This is a genomic window from Hymenobacter negativus, from assembly GCF_017571495.1.
GTDB lineage: Bacteria > Bacteroidota > Bacteroidia > Cytophagales > Hymenobacteraceae > Hymenobacter > Hymenobacter negativus.
Genome location: NZ_JAGETZ010000013.1, coordinates 92,704 through 109,240, shown reverse-complemented (window position 1 = coordinate 109,240; position 16,537 = coordinate 92,704). Strand labels below are relative to the sequence as shown.

Annotated in this window: 14 protein-coding genes; 7 read left to right on the top strand and 7 right to left on the bottom strand. The window is 58.7% G+C overall.

What is annotated here, in order from left to right:
• Positions 1 to 10 precede the first annotated feature (10 nt).
• Both nfi and J4E00_RS22510 read left to right on the top strand, forming a co-directional pair.
• On the top strand, positions 11 to 700 hold the full coding sequence (nfi, locus tag J4E00_RS22515) for a deoxyribonuclease V (protein WP_208177536.1): 690 nt from the start codon (positions 11 to 13) through the stop codon (positions 698 to 700).
• Between the two features lie 173 nt (positions 701 to 873).
• Positions 874 to 2,670, top strand: coding sequence for a T9SS type A sorting domain-containing protein (locus J4E00_RS22510; protein WP_208177535.1), 1,797 nt, complete (start codon positions 874 to 876; stop codon positions 2,668 to 2,670).
• Between the two features lie 17 nt (positions 2,671 to 2,687).
• Here the strand turns inward: J4E00_RS22510 and J4E00_RS22505 are convergent, their stop codons facing one another.
• The 4 genes from J4E00_RS22505 to J4E00_RS22490 form a co-directional block, all read right to left on the bottom strand.
• Positions 2,688 to 3,566 carry a glutamate--tRNA ligase family protein gene (locus J4E00_RS22505; RefSeq protein ID WP_208177534.1) on the bottom strand — a complete coding sequence of 293 codons (879 nt, stop codon included), beginning with the start codon at positions 3,564 to 3,566 and terminating at the stop codon, positions 2,688 to 2,690.
• Between the two features lie 11 nt (positions 3,567 to 3,577).
• Entirely contained in the window at positions 3,578 to 4,528 is a 951-nt protein-coding gene (locus J4E00_RS22500; protein WP_208177533.1) for a helix-turn-helix domain-containing GNAT family N-acetyltransferase, read from the bottom strand.
• 79 nt (positions 4,529 to 4,607) lie between these two features.
• Positions 4,608 to 5,000 (bottom strand): VOC family protein, encoded by a 393-nt coding sequence (locus tag J4E00_RS22495; protein ID WP_208177532.1) that lies wholly within the window; start codon positions 4,998 to 5,000, stop codon positions 4,608 to 4,610.
• 16 nt (positions 5,001 to 5,016) lie between these two features.
• On the bottom strand, positions 5,017 to 5,802 hold the full coding sequence (locus J4E00_RS22490; RefSeq protein WP_208177531.1) for an outer membrane beta-barrel protein: 786 nt from the start codon (positions 5,800 to 5,802) through the stop codon (positions 5,017 to 5,019).
• A gap of 291 nt (positions 5,803 to 6,093) precedes the next feature.
• On the opposite strand from J4E00_RS22490, the gene J4E00_RS22485 reads away from it, so the two are divergent.
• The 5 genes from J4E00_RS22485 to J4E00_RS22465 all read left to right on the top strand — a co-directional run bounded on the left by J4E00_RS22485 (position 6,094) and on the right by J4E00_RS22465 (position 12,475).
• A complete protein-coding gene (locus J4E00_RS22485) occupies positions 6,094 to 7,416 on the top strand; it encodes a serine hydrolase (protein ID WP_208177530.1) in 1,323 nt (440 codons plus the stop codon).
• Between the two features lie 391 nt (positions 7,417 to 7,807).
• Entirely contained in the window at positions 7,808 to 9,274 is a 1,467-nt protein-coding gene (locus J4E00_RS22480) for a NuoM family protein (protein ID WP_208177529.1), read from the top strand.
• A gap of 122 nt (positions 9,275 to 9,396) precedes the next feature.
• Positions 9,397 to 10,797, top strand: coding sequence for an NADH-quinone oxidoreductase subunit N (locus J4E00_RS22475; protein WP_208177528.1), 1,401 nt, complete (start codon positions 9,397 to 9,399; stop codon positions 10,795 to 10,797).
• Positions 10,798 to 10,939: 142 nt separating this feature from the next.
• Entirely contained in the window at positions 10,940 to 11,764 is an 825-nt protein-coding gene (locus tag J4E00_RS22470) for a hypothetical protein (RefSeq protein WP_208177527.1), read from the top strand.
• A 12-nt stretch (positions 11,765 to 11,776) separates the two neighbouring features.
• Positions 11,777 to 12,475 (top strand): M15 family metallopeptidase, encoded by a 699-nt coding sequence (locus tag J4E00_RS22465; RefSeq protein WP_208177526.1) that lies wholly within the window; start codon positions 11,777 to 11,779, stop codon positions 12,473 to 12,475.
• 151 nt (positions 12,476 to 12,626) lie between these two features.
• Here the strand turns inward: J4E00_RS22465 and J4E00_RS22460 are convergent, their stop codons facing one another.
• From J4E00_RS22460 to mrdA, 3 genes are all read right to left on the bottom strand, one after another.
• Positions 12,627 to 13,595: a hypothetical protein gene (locus J4E00_RS22460; RefSeq protein WP_208177525.1), complete on the bottom strand. Its 969-nt coding sequence runs from the start codon at positions 13,593 to 13,595 to the stop codon at positions 12,627 to 12,629.
• A gap of 165 nt (positions 13,596 to 13,760) precedes the next feature.
• The gene (locus J4E00_RS22455) at positions 13,761 to 14,477 is read right to left on the bottom strand and encodes a 3-ketoacyl-ACP reductase (protein ID WP_208177524.1); all 717 of its coding nucleotides are present in this window, start codon (positions 14,475 to 14,477) and stop codon (positions 13,761 to 13,763) included.
• Between the two features lie 121 nt (positions 14,478 to 14,598).
• Positions 14,599 to 16,458 carry a penicillin-binding protein 2 gene (gene mrdA, locus J4E00_RS22450; RefSeq protein ID WP_208177523.1) on the bottom strand — a complete coding sequence of 620 codons (1,860 nt, stop codon included), beginning with the start codon at positions 16,456 to 16,458 and terminating at the stop codon, positions 14,599 to 14,601.
• Positions 16,459 to 16,537: the final 79 nt, after the last annotated feature.

Here is a 16,537-nt window from a genome sequence, read left to right as displayed (position 1 = left end):
TCCGTCTTCAATGGCCTACTACCGCCCACCTGGCCCGCCGCCCGACCCCGTCCTCGTTCAAAGCCTCACCCAGCAACAGCAGGAAATGCGCCTGCGCGTGCGCGCCGAGCCGCTGGCCCAGGAGCCGCGTCTGATTGCGGGCTGCGACTCGTCGTTCCCCACCCCGGACACCATTCTGTCGGTGTTCGTGGTGCTGAAATTTCCCTCGCTGGAGCTGGTAGAAAAAGTGTATAACCATGGCCCCGTAGACATGCCCTACGTGCCCGGCTTCCTCTCGTTCCGCGAGGCGCCCAATGTTATTCACACTTTTGCCAAGCTCCAAAACAAGCCGGATGTCATCATGGTGGATGGGCAAGGCATTGCGCACCCACGCCGCATGGGCATTGCCGCGCACCTCGGCGTGCTGCTCGATATGCCCACCTTCGGCGTGGCCAAGCAGAAGCTGACCGGCACATTCCAAGAGCCCGGCCTGGAGCGCGGCAACATCTCGCCGCTTATCGATGCAAAATCCGGCGAGTTGATTGGCGAAGTTATCCGCAGCAAGGACAAAGTATTGCCGCTGTTCGTGAGCCCCGGCCACCGCTGCGACCAAGCCACGGCCACGCGCCTCACCCTGGCCTGCCTGAAAGGCTACAAGCTACCCGAACCCACCCGGCTTGCCGACCACTGGGCCGAAGAGTTCAAGAAAGAGGTGCGATAACCAGCGGCTACCTCCGCCGCAAATGCTGCCAAACCCATGTCCTGTCAATGTTGAATACCAACGTTGACAGGACATTACTTTTTGAAAAAGGCTTGTTTTATATTACTAACAATATATATTTAAGGACTGAACCTGTTATTGCTTTCACATTTTCCACCTTTCCACTCCTAAAAATGAAAAAGCTCTTCCTTGTTTTTACGCTACTCACATCCGCTACTTTCAGTAGCTGGGCCCAGCAGCTATTCACCAACGGCTCTATTTTAACCGGGGCTACCAGCAAAAGCGGGGTCGCCGCGCCCACGGGCACGCAGTGGAGCGAGGTCCAGAACGACACCGGCAACACGGCCGTGGCCAACACCAACTCCGGCTACACCGCTAACCAAAGCCTGAGCTACCAGTTGGCCGACGACTTTGTGGTGCCGGCGGGCCAAAGCTGGACGGTGAGCAGCTTTAACTTTTTCGGCTACCAAACCGGAGCCGGAGCCACCACTTCCCCCTTCACCGAGCTATACATTCAGGTGTGGAACGGGCAGCCAGGCACCGCGGGCGCCACCGTTGTTTTCGGCAACCTGACCACCAACCGGCTGGGCACGTCCACCGATGCGGCAGCATACCGCATTTTCAACAGCCTGTACCCCACGGCTGCAGCACCTACCACCACCCGCAAGGTGTGGGAAGTAGCGGCTACCGTTTCCCCGGCTTTGGTACTGCCTGCCGGCACTTACTGGATTAGCTGGTCGTCCAACGTGACGGCCAATGCCACGCACTTTTTCGTGCCCGTGACCACCGTGGGTGCCCGCACCCAAACGGGGGCCAATGCCCTACAAGGCGTTACCGCTTCGGGCACCACCACCTGGACGGCCCTCACCGATGCTGGCACCGGTACCGGCGCCACCACTGTCAACCAAGCCATGGCCTTCAGGGTCCTGGGCACGACCACCACGCCTAGTGCAGGCACGCCGCTGTTCAATAATGGAGCCACCAGCCTGACCGCCAGCTCCATTGCTACCGGGGCTACCAGCAAAAGCGGGGTCGCCGCGCCCACGGGCACGCAGTGGAGCGAGGTCCAGAACGACACCGGCAACACGGCCGTGGCCAACACCAACTCCGGCTACACCGCCAGCCAATCACTCAGCCCTTCGCTCGAACTAGCCGACGACTTTGTGGTGCCAGCGGGCCAGAGCTGGACGGTGAATAGCTTCAGTTTTTTCGGCTACCAAACCGGGGCAGCGGCCACGCCTTCGCCTTTCGCTACCTTATCCATTCGCGTGTGGCGCGGGCAGCCGGGCACCGCGGGCGCCACGGTAGTATTCGGCGACGCAACCACCAACCGATTGGGTACGTCCACTGACGCGCTGACTTACCGCGTTTTCAACAGCCTCTATCCTACACCTGCTGCCCCCGGCACCACCCGCAAAGTCTGGGAGGTGCAGGCCACCGTTGCGCCCGCCGTAGTGCTGACGCCCGGCACCTACTGGGTTAGCTGGTCGTCGACCGTGACTGGGGGCGGCACCCATTTCTACGTGCCCGTGACCACCGTGGGCGCCCGCACCCAGACGGGGGCCAACGCTCTGCAAGGCAGCACCACAGCCGGCGTCACCACCTGGACGGCGCTGGTTGATGCCGGCACGGGTACTGGTGCGACCAGCGTTAACCAAGCCATGGCATTCAAGGTGTTTGGGACCACGGGCCCGCTGGCCACGCGCGTGGGCCAACCCGGCCCCGATGGGCTGAGCATTCAGGCCAGCCCGGTGCCCGCTTCCGATGCCGTGCAAATCGACCTCGACCACCTGAAAGGCAATGCCCAACTGCTGCTCACCGACCTCAACGGCCGCCTCGTGTGGACGGGTGCGGTACCCACGGGCCGCAACACGGCCACGGTACCCGTTGCGGGCCTGGCCGCTGGTATCTACCTATTAGAAGCACGTACTGCAACGGGCAGCGTCCGTGCCCGCCTTGTGAAGGAATAATTCACTGAAATAACGAGTTACCAAATCTCGGGGGAGTTGCTGAACGCTTGTTGCAAAGCGGCCAGCGACTCCCCCGCTGTTGTTGGCAGGTGCAACAACGATGCTACGGCCGCAAATACGGCCCGCTGTCCCTGCGCCTGGCCCAGCACGCCCGTGTCTAACGGCTGCTGCTGCGTTTTGGATAGTTTCTGGCCGGCCTCGTTGGTTAGCAGCGGGTGGTGATGAAACGCGATGCGCTGGGCATTAAACGCGCTGGTTTCCGATAACTGGCTGGCCAGCCAGAGCTGCGCGCCCGTGCTGGGCTCCAAGTCCAGTCCGCGCACAATGAGGGTGGTGCCGAGCCGCAAGTCATCCACCACCGAAGCTACCTGATAAGCGGCTACACCGTCTTTTTTGCGAATCACAAAATCCGGCATCAACGCACCAAGTGGAACTCCGGCTTTGCCCTGCCAGGCATCTGCAAAGCGGATTTCGGTGCCAGTAGGAACGTGTGCCCGCCACGCGGCCCCGGGCGTTTCAAGTGGTACGGTAGCCGCCGGGCCGCCGGTACGGGTGCGCTGGCTTGCGCGTACCAAATCGGGTTGTTGGGCCAGACGACGCAGCACGCTGTTGTAGTCGGGCAGGTGCAGCAGTTGCGAATGGTGCCGCAGGAAGTCATCGGGGCCGGTGGGACCGTGGTCGTAGTCAATGCCCAACCAGTCGATGACGCGGAAAATGTTGTCCAGATACGCCGGGCGCAGGCGGGCGCGGTCCAGGTCGTCGATGCGCAGGTGCAGGGTGCCGCCCGCCCGCCGCGTGAGCAGCCAGGCCAGCACGAAGTTCACAGCATTGCCGAGGTGCAGGTAGCCGCTGGGCGTGGGCGCAAGGCGCGACACAACGGAGGTAGTTCCGGGCATAAGTGTATGCATTAGGTTAGCAGCAATTCCATTTGCACATCGGCCCGGTCATAGGGCGACGGATTCGGCTGTGCCAAATCCCGGAACCCAAGCTTGCGGTACAGGGCCAGGGCGGGCCCAAGCTTCGAGTTGCTCTCCAAATAGACTCGCCCACCGCCCAGGTCCCGCACGCGCTGAATGGCGGCCTGGCCCAGCAACAGCCCCACGCCTTGTCCCTGCGCAGCTGGCGAGACGGCCATTTTAGCCAGTTCATAGCTGCCTTCCGGCATTTTTATCAGCGCGCAGGTTCCTACCACCTGCTGGTTGATTTCGGCCAATAGGATGCAGCCACCGGGCTGCAGGATATATTCTTCGGGGTGGTCGAGGGCCTTGAAGTCCGCCGGTTCGAGGGTGAAATAGTGGGAAATCCATTCTTCGTTCAATTGCCGGAAGATGGGCTGGTCGCCCGGCCGGAAATCGCGCAGTTGCATCGGCGCTGCCTCACGCTGCGTGCGGGCTTCGGCTACCCGGTGGCGCAAGCTAAGCTGCTGGAGCTGCTGCTCGAAGCCGTCAAGGGCCCGCCATAAATCTACCTCTGCAGCCGTCAGCAGCGCTTGCATGCTACGGCGCACGTCGTCGGTTTGGGTGCGCAACTGCGGCAGCACCTCGTGGCCCAGCAGCGTCAGGGCCATCAGCCGGCGGCGTTGGTCCTGGGTATCGGGCGTCATTGTGAGCAGGCCATTGCCAACTAGTTCCTTCACAATCTGACTTACCGAGGCGTGGGTATGCCCAATCTGCTCGGCAATTTCATTGCTGGAAATGCCCGGCCGGTGCGCTACCAGATAGAACACCGGATACCAACGGGGCTGAAAATTCAGTCCGTAATCGGCGTAAATGCTCCCTGCTTCGCTGGTGAGGTATTCGCTTAGCCGACGCAGGCGGCTACCCAATGCTACGGGTCCAAGCTGCTGTAAAAAATCCATTAGAATTTATGTAAGTACTTACACAAACTTAATAATGGATTTGCTGCCACCAAATTTTTTCTTCAATTCAGCTTGCCCGCTATAAACTCCAGGCCGACCGTTGCAGCACGACCCGGTAGCCGTCGGGGTCTTCGAAAGTGCGTCCCAGCTCGTCCCAGTACGGATTGTAGGATGGTACCGGCGCAAAGCCAGTGGCCTCCATACGCCGCACGGCGGCTTGCCATTCTGCGGCGTCTGGAAGGTAGAAGACCAGGAGATTATCGGCTGTGGGGGCCCGGCCAACGGCATGCCCGGGTTGGTGCGTGAATTCCAGATGGTAAGGCGCCTGCGGGTGCCCAAGCATTACGCCATCGAAGCCGTTGTGCGCAGCGAAAGCGGTGAGCTGTTGCAGGCCGAGGCCGTCGCAGTAGAAGCGAAGCAACGCTGGCAGGTTGTCGGTGGGCCGAGCTACGCGGAGGGTGGGAACAAGCATCCTATACAACACCGGGCTACCGGCTGAACTGGGGCAAAAAGTAAGTGGCGGTAAGTTGGGTATTGCGGTGGTAGCCGGTGGTGTTTTCAATCTGGTAGTTGACCGGGTAATCGGGTTGGGCATTCAGCAGGCCGAAAGCATAGCTCAACTGCACCTGAAATGGCCCGGTGCGGTAGCCCACCCCAAGGTTGGCCCCGGCATCGAACCGACGCACCCGGGCATCAAACGCGAAGTCATTCGGGCTGTTAGGGTCTGGTTCCACGAATGTATTGCCAAAGGCATAGCCCTTGCTCCCGTTGCCTTCCCCGTTGAATAAGCTGTTGGGGTCGCTGGAAGTCAGCTTTTCCGAAATCTCGGCTTTGCCACCCACGCCTATTGCCAGGTATGGCCCGGCAAATACTTGGAAGCCCTGACCATCGGCCCCGAAGGCATACACTACATTGACGGGCAGCTCGAGAAAATTGACGCGGCTAGTGGCGTCAATTGTGGCAGTAAGGGTTTGGCTGCCGAAGCTGTCAGATGCGCTTGCTTTTTGCTTCACGCCCTTCTGGGTAAATATCAGGGCTGGCTGCACCATCCAAGGGCCTTTGCCAAAGGAGGCGGCCATCCCTATTTGCCAACCCAACAGCGGCGTGCTGCTGGAAGTGAGGGTGCCGCTGCCGCCAGTGGTCTGCTCCAAACTACTAAAGGTGGCCGTGGAAAGGTTGCCGCCCAAGCGCGGGCCAAAGCTAACGCTGGTTTGGGCCTGGACCAAGCTCACATTCAAACCAGTAATTAGTAGAAAAAGAGTAAAGTTGCGCATGCTGAGGGCTATGAAAATGGGAAAGGAATGCAGACTGAGGTAAGAACTGACAGCTTGCCGATGAACGATGCTGGCAAAGGTGACCGTCCGACAGTTATAGAAGAAATAAACATCTTTCAAAACTGGACTTTCAAAAAAGAGCACTCAGGCCATAAATCATTGGCAGACAATCGTAAGGGTTTATTTTTTATGACATTACAGACTCTCCTAGCGCCTATCCTTTGGCTGCTTTAGCTAAACCTGGATGGCCGAGCTGTGTCTTGCAGTAAATATCCTGATTTGCTGCTTGCTATGCTCCGATACCTACACTACATCCTGCTCCTCCTGGCTTTGAGCACTGAACTGGCCCAGGCCCAACCCACGGCCCTCTACTTTCCGCCGGTCACGGGGGCTACCTGGGCTACCACTGCGCCCGCCAGCCTGGGCTGGTGTCAGCCGCAGTTCGACTCGCTTATTGCCTTTGCCGGGCGCAAGGGCAGCAAGTCCTTGCTGCTGTTGAAGGATGGCCGGATGGTAGTGGAGCACTATTATGGCACCTACACCGCCGATTCGGCCTGGTACTGGGCATCGGCAGGCAAGTCGCTCACGGCTACGCTGGTGGGCCTGGCCCAGCAGGACGGCTTGCTGAGCATCACCGATAGCACCTCCAAGTACCTTGGCCGCTGGACCAATGCTACCCGCGCGCAGCAACGTCAACTCCTTATTCGCCATCAACTCACTATGACGACCGGGCTCGACGACAGTCCGCCAGCCCCCTGTGACAACGAGAGCACCACGCCCAGCTGCCTGCTCTACCTCGCGCCGCCCGCCAGCCGCTGGGCCTACCACACCGGCGCCTACCGCACCCTGCAAGACGTGCTGGTGCAAGCCAGCGGCGCAACCAACATCAGCAGCTACACCAGCCAGCGCCTGGGTGCCCGCATCGGCATGTCGGGCTTGTGGGCCAACGACGTGTTCTACAGCAAAGCCCGCAGCATGGCCCGCTTCGGCCTGTTTATCCTGGCCCGGGGCAGTTGGAACGGCACCCAAATCATGACCGACACAGCCTATTTTCGGCGCATGACCACGCCCAGCCAAACCATCAACCGCAGCTACGGCTACCTCTGGTGGATTAACGGCCAAAGCAGCTACCGCCTGCCTGCTTCTCAAACCAACTTCCCCGGCTCGGTCATCCCCGCCGCCCCTGCCGACATGATTGCCGCCCTCGGCAAAAATGACCAGAAGGTGTACGTGGTGCCCAGTCTGGGCCTCGTGGTGGTGCGTCAGGGCAACTCGGCCGGAGCCAGCCGCCTGGCGGCATCTTCTTTCGACAACGAGTTGTGGACTAAAATCATGGCCGTTTTTTGCCGGCCCACGGCCACGGCCGCCGCGGCCGATGCAGCAGGTTTCCTGGCCTTCCCCAACCCGGCTGCGGAGGTGCTCACCCTGCGCCAGCCCGCTAAAACGGCTGCCAGCGTGCGCCTGCTCGATGCACTGGGCCGCGAAGTATTGCGCCAGCCAATCACTGGCACCGAGACGTCTGTTTCGGTTGCCGCTCAGTCCTCAGGGCTGTATGTGGCGCAATGGCTGGATGCCAGCGGACGCGTGCTGATGAGCCGGAAAGTGGCCCGCTAGATATCGAGCCAGAGGCGGCGGTATTCATCGAGCAAATTGTTGTGGGCGGCTTTAGCGAGCGCAGTTGCGTCCAGCACGCGCACCCGCTATGGGTTGGGCCAAAGTATTATGCAGGAACACATGGTCAAAAAGCGCCGACGTGCATCCGCTAAGCGGCAAAAGCAAGCAGCACTAACTACTCCACAGTAGAAATCGGGGCCATCTTTTGCTTATGAAACACAATTTGTCTGGCTTTTCAGAATTGGCTACGAGCTTCCGGTCGCGCATCAAGTCATCTACTTAAGCGTAGAAGTTCCAAAAATACTGCGCAGCCTTACCTGGCAGTGCGTAAGTTTGCGGTCAATTTGCGAGTGGGTTCCCCCATGCCGCAACGCGCCCAATCCGCCTGCTGATGCTGACTGCTGTACTGCTTTTTCTCCCTTTGGCCGCCGCTCTGCTGCTGCTATTCGTTAAGGGAGCCGCCGCCCGCGCCCTCGCTTTCGGGGCCTCGCTCGTTGAATTCGGTCTTGCGGCCTACGCCGCGTTCGACTTCAGTGCCCATGGCTCGGCCGCCTACAACCTCAACTACAACTGGATTCCTTCGGCCGGTATCAACTTTCACGTTGGGCTCGATGGCTTGAGCTTGCTGCTGGTACTGCTTACCACTTTCCTGGTCCCGCTGATTTTGCTCTCGGCCTTCAAGCGCGACTACGACAACCCATCCACGTTCTACGCCCTGGTGCTGTTTATGCAGACGGGACTGCTGGGCGTATTTGTGTCGCTCGATGCCTTCCTGTTCTACTTCTTCTGGGAAGTGGCCCTGATTCCGATTTACCTGCTGGCCGGCGCCTGGGGCGGTGAGCGCCGCATCGCCGTCACCCTCAAGTTTTTCCTCTACACCGTAGTGGGCTCGCTCCTGATGCTGGCCGGCTTCGTGTACCTGTACCTGCAAACCGGCCCGGCAGCTGGCTCACTGGCAGCCCACTCGTCAGAGCTTTCCGCATTTTATGGCCTGAAGCTGAGCGCATCAGAGCAGTCGTGGTTGTTCTGGCTGATTTTCGCCGCCTTCGCCGTGAAGATGCCCATCTTCCCTTTTCACACCTGGCAGCCCAATACTTACACCGAAGCCCCCGCGCCGGCCACTATGCTTCTCTCGGGCATCATGCTGAAAATGGGCATTTATGGCACCATGCGCTGGCTGCTGCCGGTGGTGCCGCTGGGCGTGAGCCAGTGGCAGAAGCCGGTTATCATTCTCTCGGTTATCGGCATCATTTACGGTGCTATCATCGCCATTCGGCAGCAGGATGTGAAGCGCCTCATCGCCTATTCGTCCCTCTCCCACGTGGGCCTGATGGCGGCCGGCGTGTTCTCGCTCACCCAAATCGGCCTGCAAGGCACCGTCATCCAGATGCTGGCCCACGGCGTGAACGTGGTGGGCATGTTCTTCATCGCCGATGCCATTGAGCGCCGCACGGGTACCCGCCACATCCCGGACTTGGGTGGTCTCACTCGTCGCACGCCCATCCTCTCGGTGTGCTTCTTGGTAATGCTGCTGAGCACGGTGGCCCTGCCGCTCACCGGCGGCTTTGTGGGCGAGTTCCTGCTGCTGGCGGGCGTGTACCAGTACAATGCCTGGGTGGGCGCAATTGCGGGCCTCACCATCATTTTCTCGGCCGTGTACCTGCTGCGCATGTTCCAGCGTGTAATGCTCGGCCCTGACTCCTCGTTCTCCGAAACCATCACCGACCTCACCGGTGGCGAGCTGCTGATTTTGGTGCCGCTCATCGCGCTGGTGTTCTGGTTGGGCCTGTTCCCTGGTTCGTTCCTGCACATCTCGGAGCCGGCCGTGGCGAATATCCTGACGCTGGTCGGCCGCTAACCCCTCCCCAACCCCTCCCCTCCGGGGGAGGGCTTTTGATTTACTTAAACCAAAAGCCCCAAGGTATCGTCTGGCTCCCCCTCTCCCGGAGGGAAAGGAGCCGGGTGGTGGGGTGAAGCAACATGACTTCCATCATTCTCCTCTCCGTCTTCGGCATCCTCAACCTGTTCCTGGGCTTCCTGCGCTCGAATAAGGTGCTGCTGCCCGGCGCTATGCTGCTGCTGTTGGCCGTGTTCGGGGCCAACTACGCCGACTGGAACGTCGTGCATGCGCCCTACTTCAACAATATGCTGGTAGTGAATAACTACACGGTGGCCTTCACGGGCATTGTGCTGCTTACTACCATCCTGCTGCTGCCCTTCTCGCGCAGCTACGTGACCGACGGGGAACCCAATCTAGCCGAATATTACGCCTTGCTGCTGTTCTCACTGGTGGGCGCCATCATGATGATGGGCTACGACCACCTGCTGATGCTCTTTGTGGGCATCGAAATCCTGAGCATCAGCATGTACGTATTGGCGGGCTCGCGCAAGCGCGACTCGCGCTCGAACGAAGCCGCCCTGAAATACTTTCTGATGGGCGCGTTTGCCACCGGCATCCTGCTTTTCGGCATTGCGCTGCTGTATGGTGCTACTGGCAAGTTTGTCCTGTCAGAGTTAGCCACTGCCATCGCCTCCCCCGCTAATGCCAGCCTGCAACCGATGCTTTACATCGGCATTCTGATGATGATTATCGGCATCGGCTTCAAAGTGTCGGCTGCGCCGTTCCACTTCTGGACGCCCGATGTGTATGAGGGCACGCCCACTTTCTTCACCGCCTTCATGAGCACGGTGGTGAAAACGGCTGGTTTTGCTGCCTTCCTCAAGCTGCTGGCTGTGGCCCTGCCCGGTGCCCAGGGCTTCTGGATGCCGACTATTCAAGCTATGTGCGCCCTCACGCTGCTGCTCGGCAACGTGGGTGCGGCCGTGCAAACCAGCCCCAAGCGCATGCTGGCCTACTCTAGCGTAAGCCATGCCGGCTATTTGCTCATCGGACTCGTAGCTAGCAAAGGCGCTTTGCAAGGCGAATCGGCCAGTGCCATTTTCTTTTACTCACTGGCGTATTCCATTGCCACGGTAGCGGCGTTCGGCGTGCTAAAGCTTGTGAATGAGCACCGTCTGCAGGACGGCTATGCTGGCCTCAACGGCTTGGGCAAAACCAACCCGCTGCTGGCCTTTGTGATGACGGTGGCTATGCTCTCACTGGCCGGCATCCCGCTTACCGGGGGCTTCCTGGGCAAGCTGTTCCTGCTGATTGCGGCCGTGGGCCAGGGCTACATCGGCTTGGTGGTATTTGCCGTGATTATGAGCATGGTAGGCCTGTATTACTACCTGCGCCCCATTATTGCCATGTACATGCAGCCAGTTCCGGCCGATGCCACCCCAGTTCCGGTCGATGGTATCCAGACCGCAACGTTGGTGGTGCTGGCGCTGCTGACCATTGTGCTGGGCATTGTGCCTGGCTTTATGAGCGGACTGTTGTAGAACGAAAGTTTTTGATTGAAGAAAAAGGCGCCCTATTCAGGTCGCCTTTTTTATTTGCCCTGCCCTATTCTTAAGGCCTGAAAGCTTCTACCTTCAGCCCTGATTTCCACGAAAGCAGATTGCTGTCATGCAATGTCTACCCATGCGCTCCTTAGTAGGAGCCTTGCTCATCTGGTTGTTGGTAGCTGGTTGCGAGAGCAACAAAACTTCGGCAACTGCTGAAACTCCATCCTCAAAAGCCGTTCCGAAGCTGCGACCCGATACGCTTGCAGCCACTCACATTTCTGCTGCCGACACATTCGCTGAATCAGCGCAAGCATCGCCTTTGGAAGATGTCCCCGCTTTGCATATTCCATTTGAGGAACGTCGGACAGTGGCACCGGGCCTAGTCGTTATTATCAAATCTATTCAGCAACCAGCTACAGCTGTTATTCATGACCCGTGGGATATAAAAGCTACCTTTTCGATTTTGCAAAAGGGCAGAGTTATTTATAGGGATACGGCAAATGGGATGACTTATGATTTTTCTGAACAGCCAGAAATTCGTAAACGGTATCCCATTTGGATACCAACTGGGCAGACTGATGGGGAGCTATTGGTCGCCTTCGACAACAGACCATCTAAAGAATTAGCACGGCGCTATTTCATTCAAAATAATCGGGTAACCAGAATCGACACCATACTCACATTTAATGGGCCTGCCAAAAACTACGACCAAGATGCAGAATTGGAATTTGCTGGTTTTTATGGCTACGGCGAAGAATGGGACGATGAAAAAGGGCAACACCGAATGATGTATGTCCCCACCCTATATTACAAAGTAAGGCCAACCGGCTTAGTGTTCGATTCAGTTTTAACCAAGCGAAAAGTGCTGGCAGAATATGGCGTGTTTCAAGGCTTCAAAGACAAAGGGCAGCCGGGCATTGCCGTAAAAGATTTGCCGAAAGGCAGTTCCAAACGTCACTAGTCCTTTCAGCAAATGTGGACTAACACTTCTCCATTTACCCAGTATGCTAGCCTGAACAAGGCGGATGCCGTTATTCAACGCTTGTGGCTGCTGCTCTTCCTTATCATTTGTAGCAGCTGCGCGGCTCAGCCGCCGCATGAAGCCGGCCCGTTTCAAGCCAATGAGCTGGTGGAACTGGTTCGGCTCGACCCGACTATCAAGCTGGATATCCGCTATGCTACGGTGCACAATTTTATGGGGCAGGTGCTGTATCCGCAGGCGCGGGTATTTTTGCAGCGGCCCGCGGCTGAAGCGCTGGTGCAGGTGAATGCGGAGCTAAAGCCGCTGGGCTACCGACTGCTGGTGTTCGACGGCTACCGGCCCTGGCGCATCACCAAACAGATGTGGGACCGCACGCCCGCCGCCAAAAGGGAGTTTGTGGCCGACCCGCGCAAGGGCTCACGTCACAACCGGGGCTGCGCCGTCGACCTGAGCTTGTGCAACCTCGCCACAGGTCAGGAAATTGAGATGCCCGGCGCTTATGACGAGATGAGCCCCCGCTCCTACGCAACTTATACCGGCGGCACAGCCCGGCAGCGCGAACAGCGCGACCTGCTGCGCCGCCTCATGGAAGCGCATGGCTTCACGGTGCTGCCAGCCGAGTGGTGGCACTTCGATTATAAGGAATGGAAATCGTATCCAATTCAGGATGTTCCGTTCGATAAGCTCTAGACAGAAAGCAAACCGCTGCTCTACCAGATTACGAAACGCTGGTCATACACAACGCTTTGGCTACGCCTAGCTAACCGATTGGCCTTATCACTCGCTTTTAAGTAGTTCGAATCTAGGCCAGTGCCGCCAACCGCCTATCTAACTGCCCTTACTACGGTAGCCGGAATACGTGGATGCTCTGGTCCTTGTACTGCTGGTAGCTGGGCTGCGAGTTACCGGCCTTGTCGCTGACGCAGACCAAAGTGGTAGCGTCAACCCAACTCACGCCCTCAATGTTGCCATAAAGTACGTTGGAGCCGGCGCCCACCGTGCCGGTACTACTGCCGCGCGGAAAATCATAGACGCGGCCGGCATCGGTAAAGCTCCAGGTGAGAGGACTGAGAGTACCTACCCACAGCTGGCTACCCTCTTGGGTGGTAATGGCCACTCGGCTACCCGAGATGTCAATATCGCTGTAGTCGGGGAAGGCCACGGGCACAGTCATGGTGGCCTGGGTGACCCAGCCGCTGCTGGTTTTCTTCAGGACTTTGATTTGACCAGTGCCTTCAATAAGGCCCAGAAGGTAGTCGTCGGAGTCGCGGCGCACATAGGCGGTACCCTCGAAACCCTTGTTGCTGTTGGCACTGCTGAAAGCGACATCAGTCCAGAGGCTGTTCTGGTAGCCCAAGCTGGCATCGTACTGGCGAACACGGGGATAATAGGCGCCATTGTGCGGCACGGTTTCCTCTGTCACATAGTAATGTGGGGTATTGTTGGCGTCGTAGGTGATGGCCTCAAAGTTGGACGAGCCCGAGCCGCTCCCAGTGAGCGTGTTCTGGGCGCTATTTTCGGGTAGGCTGCTGGCGATGGAGCCAAGCTTGTAGCGGTTGTCGAACACCACGTAGTAGCGTCCGCCGTTGACGTACACGCCACTACCTTCAAAATCATCGCCGCTTTTGTAGCCGTCAAATAGCTTGTAGAATTTCTTCTCGGCCAGCGGGCCAACCAGGGTTCCAACGGCTGTGGCATCAGCTAGGTGGGCCGGGGCGATGGGTTTCACCTCGGCTGCGCGGTCGGTGCTGCACTGCGTGAGGGCAAGCGCCGCGACGGCACAAGTAGCAAGGCGTATGAAATGCTTCATGGAAATGGACTGAATTAAGGAGGCGCAAAGCTCCCTCTTTCAACATTAGCCCTGCATAATCAAATTGTTATGCTGCTTCCAAAGCACTATACAGATGGCCGGAAAGAGTAAGGCGCCCCCGCAACTCACGTCACGGGGGCGCCTTGGCAACCAGCAAAACCTGAGTTACGGATTAGTCGACCACATGCCTGCCTCTTTGATAAAGATGCGGCGGTTTAGCTTCAGTTGCGACACCATGAACTCGGCCAGGTCCTCGGGCTGCATCACCTTTTCGGGGTTGCCGTCGGTGAGGTTGTTGCCGATGGCCAGTGGCGTGGCCACGGTGCTCGGTGTGAGGGCCGACACGCGGATGTTGTGCTTGCGCACCTCCTGCATCAGGGCTTCGGTGAGGCCCATGACGGCGAATTTGGAGGCACTATAGGCGCTGCTGCCGGCGGCGGCCCGCAGGCCGGAGGTGGAAGAAATGTTGATGATGTCGCCGGTCTGGCGCGCAATCATCACGGGTAATACGGCACGGGTCACGTAGTAGGTGCCCATCACGTTTACCTGGATGATGTGCTCCCACTGCTCGGGCTCCATCTCCAGAAACTTGGCGAAGCTTCCAATACCGGCGTTGTTGATGAGGATGTCAATCGGTCCCAACTCTTCGTGAATTCGGGCCACGGCCAGGTTCACGGCGAGGCGGTCGGCCACATCAGCTACGGTAGTGATGACGTTGCCTCCGGCCGCAATGATTTCGGCGGCTACTTCTTGCAGGTCGCTGGCGGTGCGGGCCAGCAGGCCAACCTGCACGCCTTCAGCAGCTAGGGCGAGGGCTACCGCGCGGCCGATGCCTTTGCCCGCGCCAGTAACAAGGGCGACTTTTCCTTGAAGGGATTCCATGTGTTTTCGGGGGTTGTGAGGAGGTAAAACCGGGGATGGGCGCGAAAGGTTGGGCACTTCTCAGAGAACATCACGCTTCGACTGCGCTCAGCAGGACGTTCTCTTTTCCTATTTGCCAGCCCTACATCGAGTGCAGCTTCCGGGTGAAGTCGCCGTACATCACCCAATCTTCCCAACGCTTGCGGTAGCCGGCTACGTGGCCGCGCAGGTACTTCTCAATCATAAGGCCGGCGGCGGGGGCCGCGCTGGTACCGCCGAAACCGCTGTTTTCGATGAACACGGCGATGGCAATTTTCGGGTCATTCACCGGGGCAAAGGCGGCAAAAGTGGCGTGGTCGAAGCCATGGGGGTTTTGTACGGTGCCGGTTTTACCGGCCATGGTGATGCCAAACTGGGCCAGCGAAGCCAGCTCGCCGGTACCACCGTTGCCGTCTACTACCATCTGCATGCCGGGGATGACGTATTTGAACAGCGTCGTATCGACGGCAGTAAAGTGCTTTTGCTGGAACTGCGGCAGCGGGCCGCCGTTGCCAATGCCGCGCACGAAATGCGGTGTGTAGTACCAGCCGCGGTTGGCAATAGTAGCCAGGATGTTGGCCATCTGAATGCCAGTTACCTGCACCTCGCCCTGCCCAATGCTGAGCGAGTACACGTTGCGGTAGCTCCAGCGCTGCTGGCGGTTGCGCTTCTTGTCGAAGAACTTCTTGTCATAAAACTCTGGCGAGGGAATAAGGCCGCGCTTTTCCTGGCTCATGTCCACCCCCAGCTTCTCGCCGAGGCCAAAGGACTTCACCATCTTCTGCCACTGCGCCAGGCCAATGCGGGAGTCGTCGTACTTGTTGGGGGCCTGGCCGCGCAGGATGGCCGCTCGCATCACCTGGTAGAAATAGGGGTTGCAACTTTGCTTAATGGCAATGTCCACGTTGCGCGGATATTCGTGGCGGTGAGTGCAGTGCACCAGCTTCTGATTGCACTCGAAAGGCGTGTTGGGCGTGACCACGCCCAGTTGCAAAGCCACTAGTTCATTCACCAGCTTGAAAACCGAGCCCGGCGAGTACGACGCCTGTAGGGGCCGGTCGAATAGCGGCAGGTTGGGGTTGTTCAACAGGTCCATGTAGCGGTTGCCCGCGCCTTTGCCAGTAAGTAGCGCGGGGTCGAAATGCGGGGCCGACACGAAGGCCAGGATTTCGCCCGTCTTCGGCTCGATGGCCACGATGGAGCCACGGCGGCCAGCCAGCAGCTTCTCACCATACGCCTGCAACTCCGAATCGATGGTCAGGTGCAGGTCCTGTCCAGCCACCGAGAGCGTATCGAACTCGCCATCCCGGAACTTGCCTTTTTCGATGCCGCGCACGTTCACCATCTTGAATTGCACGCCCCGGCGGCCCATCAGCGTGCTTTCGTAGTACGCTTCCAGACCCGAAATCCCGATATTCTCGCCCGGCTGGTACTTCGCGTACTTCGGCTTTTCGAGGAAGGCCGGCGTAATGGCACCTACGTAGCCCAGGGCGTGGGCCAGATTATGCGTGTTGTAGGCCCGCGCCATGCGCGTCTGCGGCCGGAAGCCAGGAAAGTCCATCAACTTATCCTGAATCGCGGCCAAATCCTGCGTCGTCAGGTTCTGCACTACGGGCGAGGGCTTGTTGCGCGAGTACTTTTTGGCCGCCAGCATGCGGGCACGCAGGTCCTCAATCGGAATCTGCAGCAGCTCGCAAAACTTGGCCGAGTCGAGCTGCTTCACTTCCCGGGGCACCACCATAAGGTCGTACACGGGTGTGTTCTGCACCAGCGGCAGGTTCTTGCGGTCGTAAATCAGGCCCCGGTACGGCGTCTGCACCAGGCGCTGAAGCGTGTTCTTGTCGGCCGCTAGCTTATACGTTCCGTCCAACACCTGCATAAAAAACAGGCGCGTGAGGAAGATGAGGGCCACCACCAAAAAGATGCCTTGGACAACGTATTTGCGGCCTTCGAGGTACTGCATTGATAGTTTGGATTCTCTTGAACTTCATGCTGAGCGTAGCCGAAGCCTCTCACGTGCCGAAGTAATTATTTATTCCTGC

Coding starts and splice junctions, on each gene's coding strand:
- J4E00_RS22460 (WP_208177525.1), bottom strand. CDS start 13,595: ATGAAGCATTTCATACGCCTTGCTACTTGTGCCGTCGCGGCGCTTGCC.
- J4E00_RS22455 (WP_208177524.1), bottom strand. CDS start 14,477: ATGGAATCCCTTCAAGGAAAAGTCGCCCTTGTTACTGGCGCGGGCAAA.
- J4E00_RS22485 (WP_208177530.1), top strand. CDS start 6,094: ATGCTCCGATACCTACACTACATCCTGCTCCTCCTGGCTTTGAGCACT.
- J4E00_RS22480 (WP_208177529.1), top strand. CDS start 7,808: ATGCTGACTGCTGTACTGCTTTTTCTCCCTTTGGCCGCCGCTCTGCTG.
- J4E00_RS22505 (WP_208177534.1), bottom strand. CDS start 3,566: ATGCCCGGAACTACCTCCGTTGTGTCGCGCCTTGCGCCCACGCCCAGC.
- J4E00_RS22500 (WP_208177533.1), bottom strand. CDS start 4,528: ATGGATTTTTTACAGCAGCTTGGACCCGTAGCATTGGGTAGCCGCCTG.
- J4E00_RS22465 (WP_208177526.1), top strand. CDS start 11,777: ATGTGGACTAACACTTCTCCATTTACCCAGTATGCTAGCCTGAACAAG.
- J4E00_RS22470 (WP_208177527.1), top strand. CDS start 10,940: ATGCGCTCCTTAGTAGGAGCCTTGCTCATCTGGTTGTTGGTAGCTGGT.
- nfi (WP_208177536.1), top strand. CDS start 11: ATGGCCTACTACCGCCCACCTGGCCCGCCGCCCGACCCCGTCCTCGTT.
- mrdA (WP_208177523.1), bottom strand. CDS start 16,458: ATGCAGTACCTCGAAGGCCGCAAATACGTTGTCCAAGGCATCTTTTTG.
- J4E00_RS22495 (WP_208177532.1), bottom strand. CDS start 5,000: ATGCTTGTTCCCACCCTCCGCGTAGCTCGGCCCACCGACAACCTGCCA.
- J4E00_RS22510 (WP_208177535.1), top strand. CDS start 874: ATGAAAAAGCTCTTCCTTGTTTTTACGCTACTCACATCCGCTACTTTC.
- J4E00_RS22490 (WP_208177531.1), bottom strand. CDS start 5,802: ATGCGCAACTTTACTCTTTTTCTACTAATTACTGGTTTGAATGTGAGC.
- J4E00_RS22475 (WP_208177528.1), top strand. CDS start 9,397: ATGACTTCCATCATTCTCCTCTCCGTCTTCGGCATCCTCAACCTGTTC.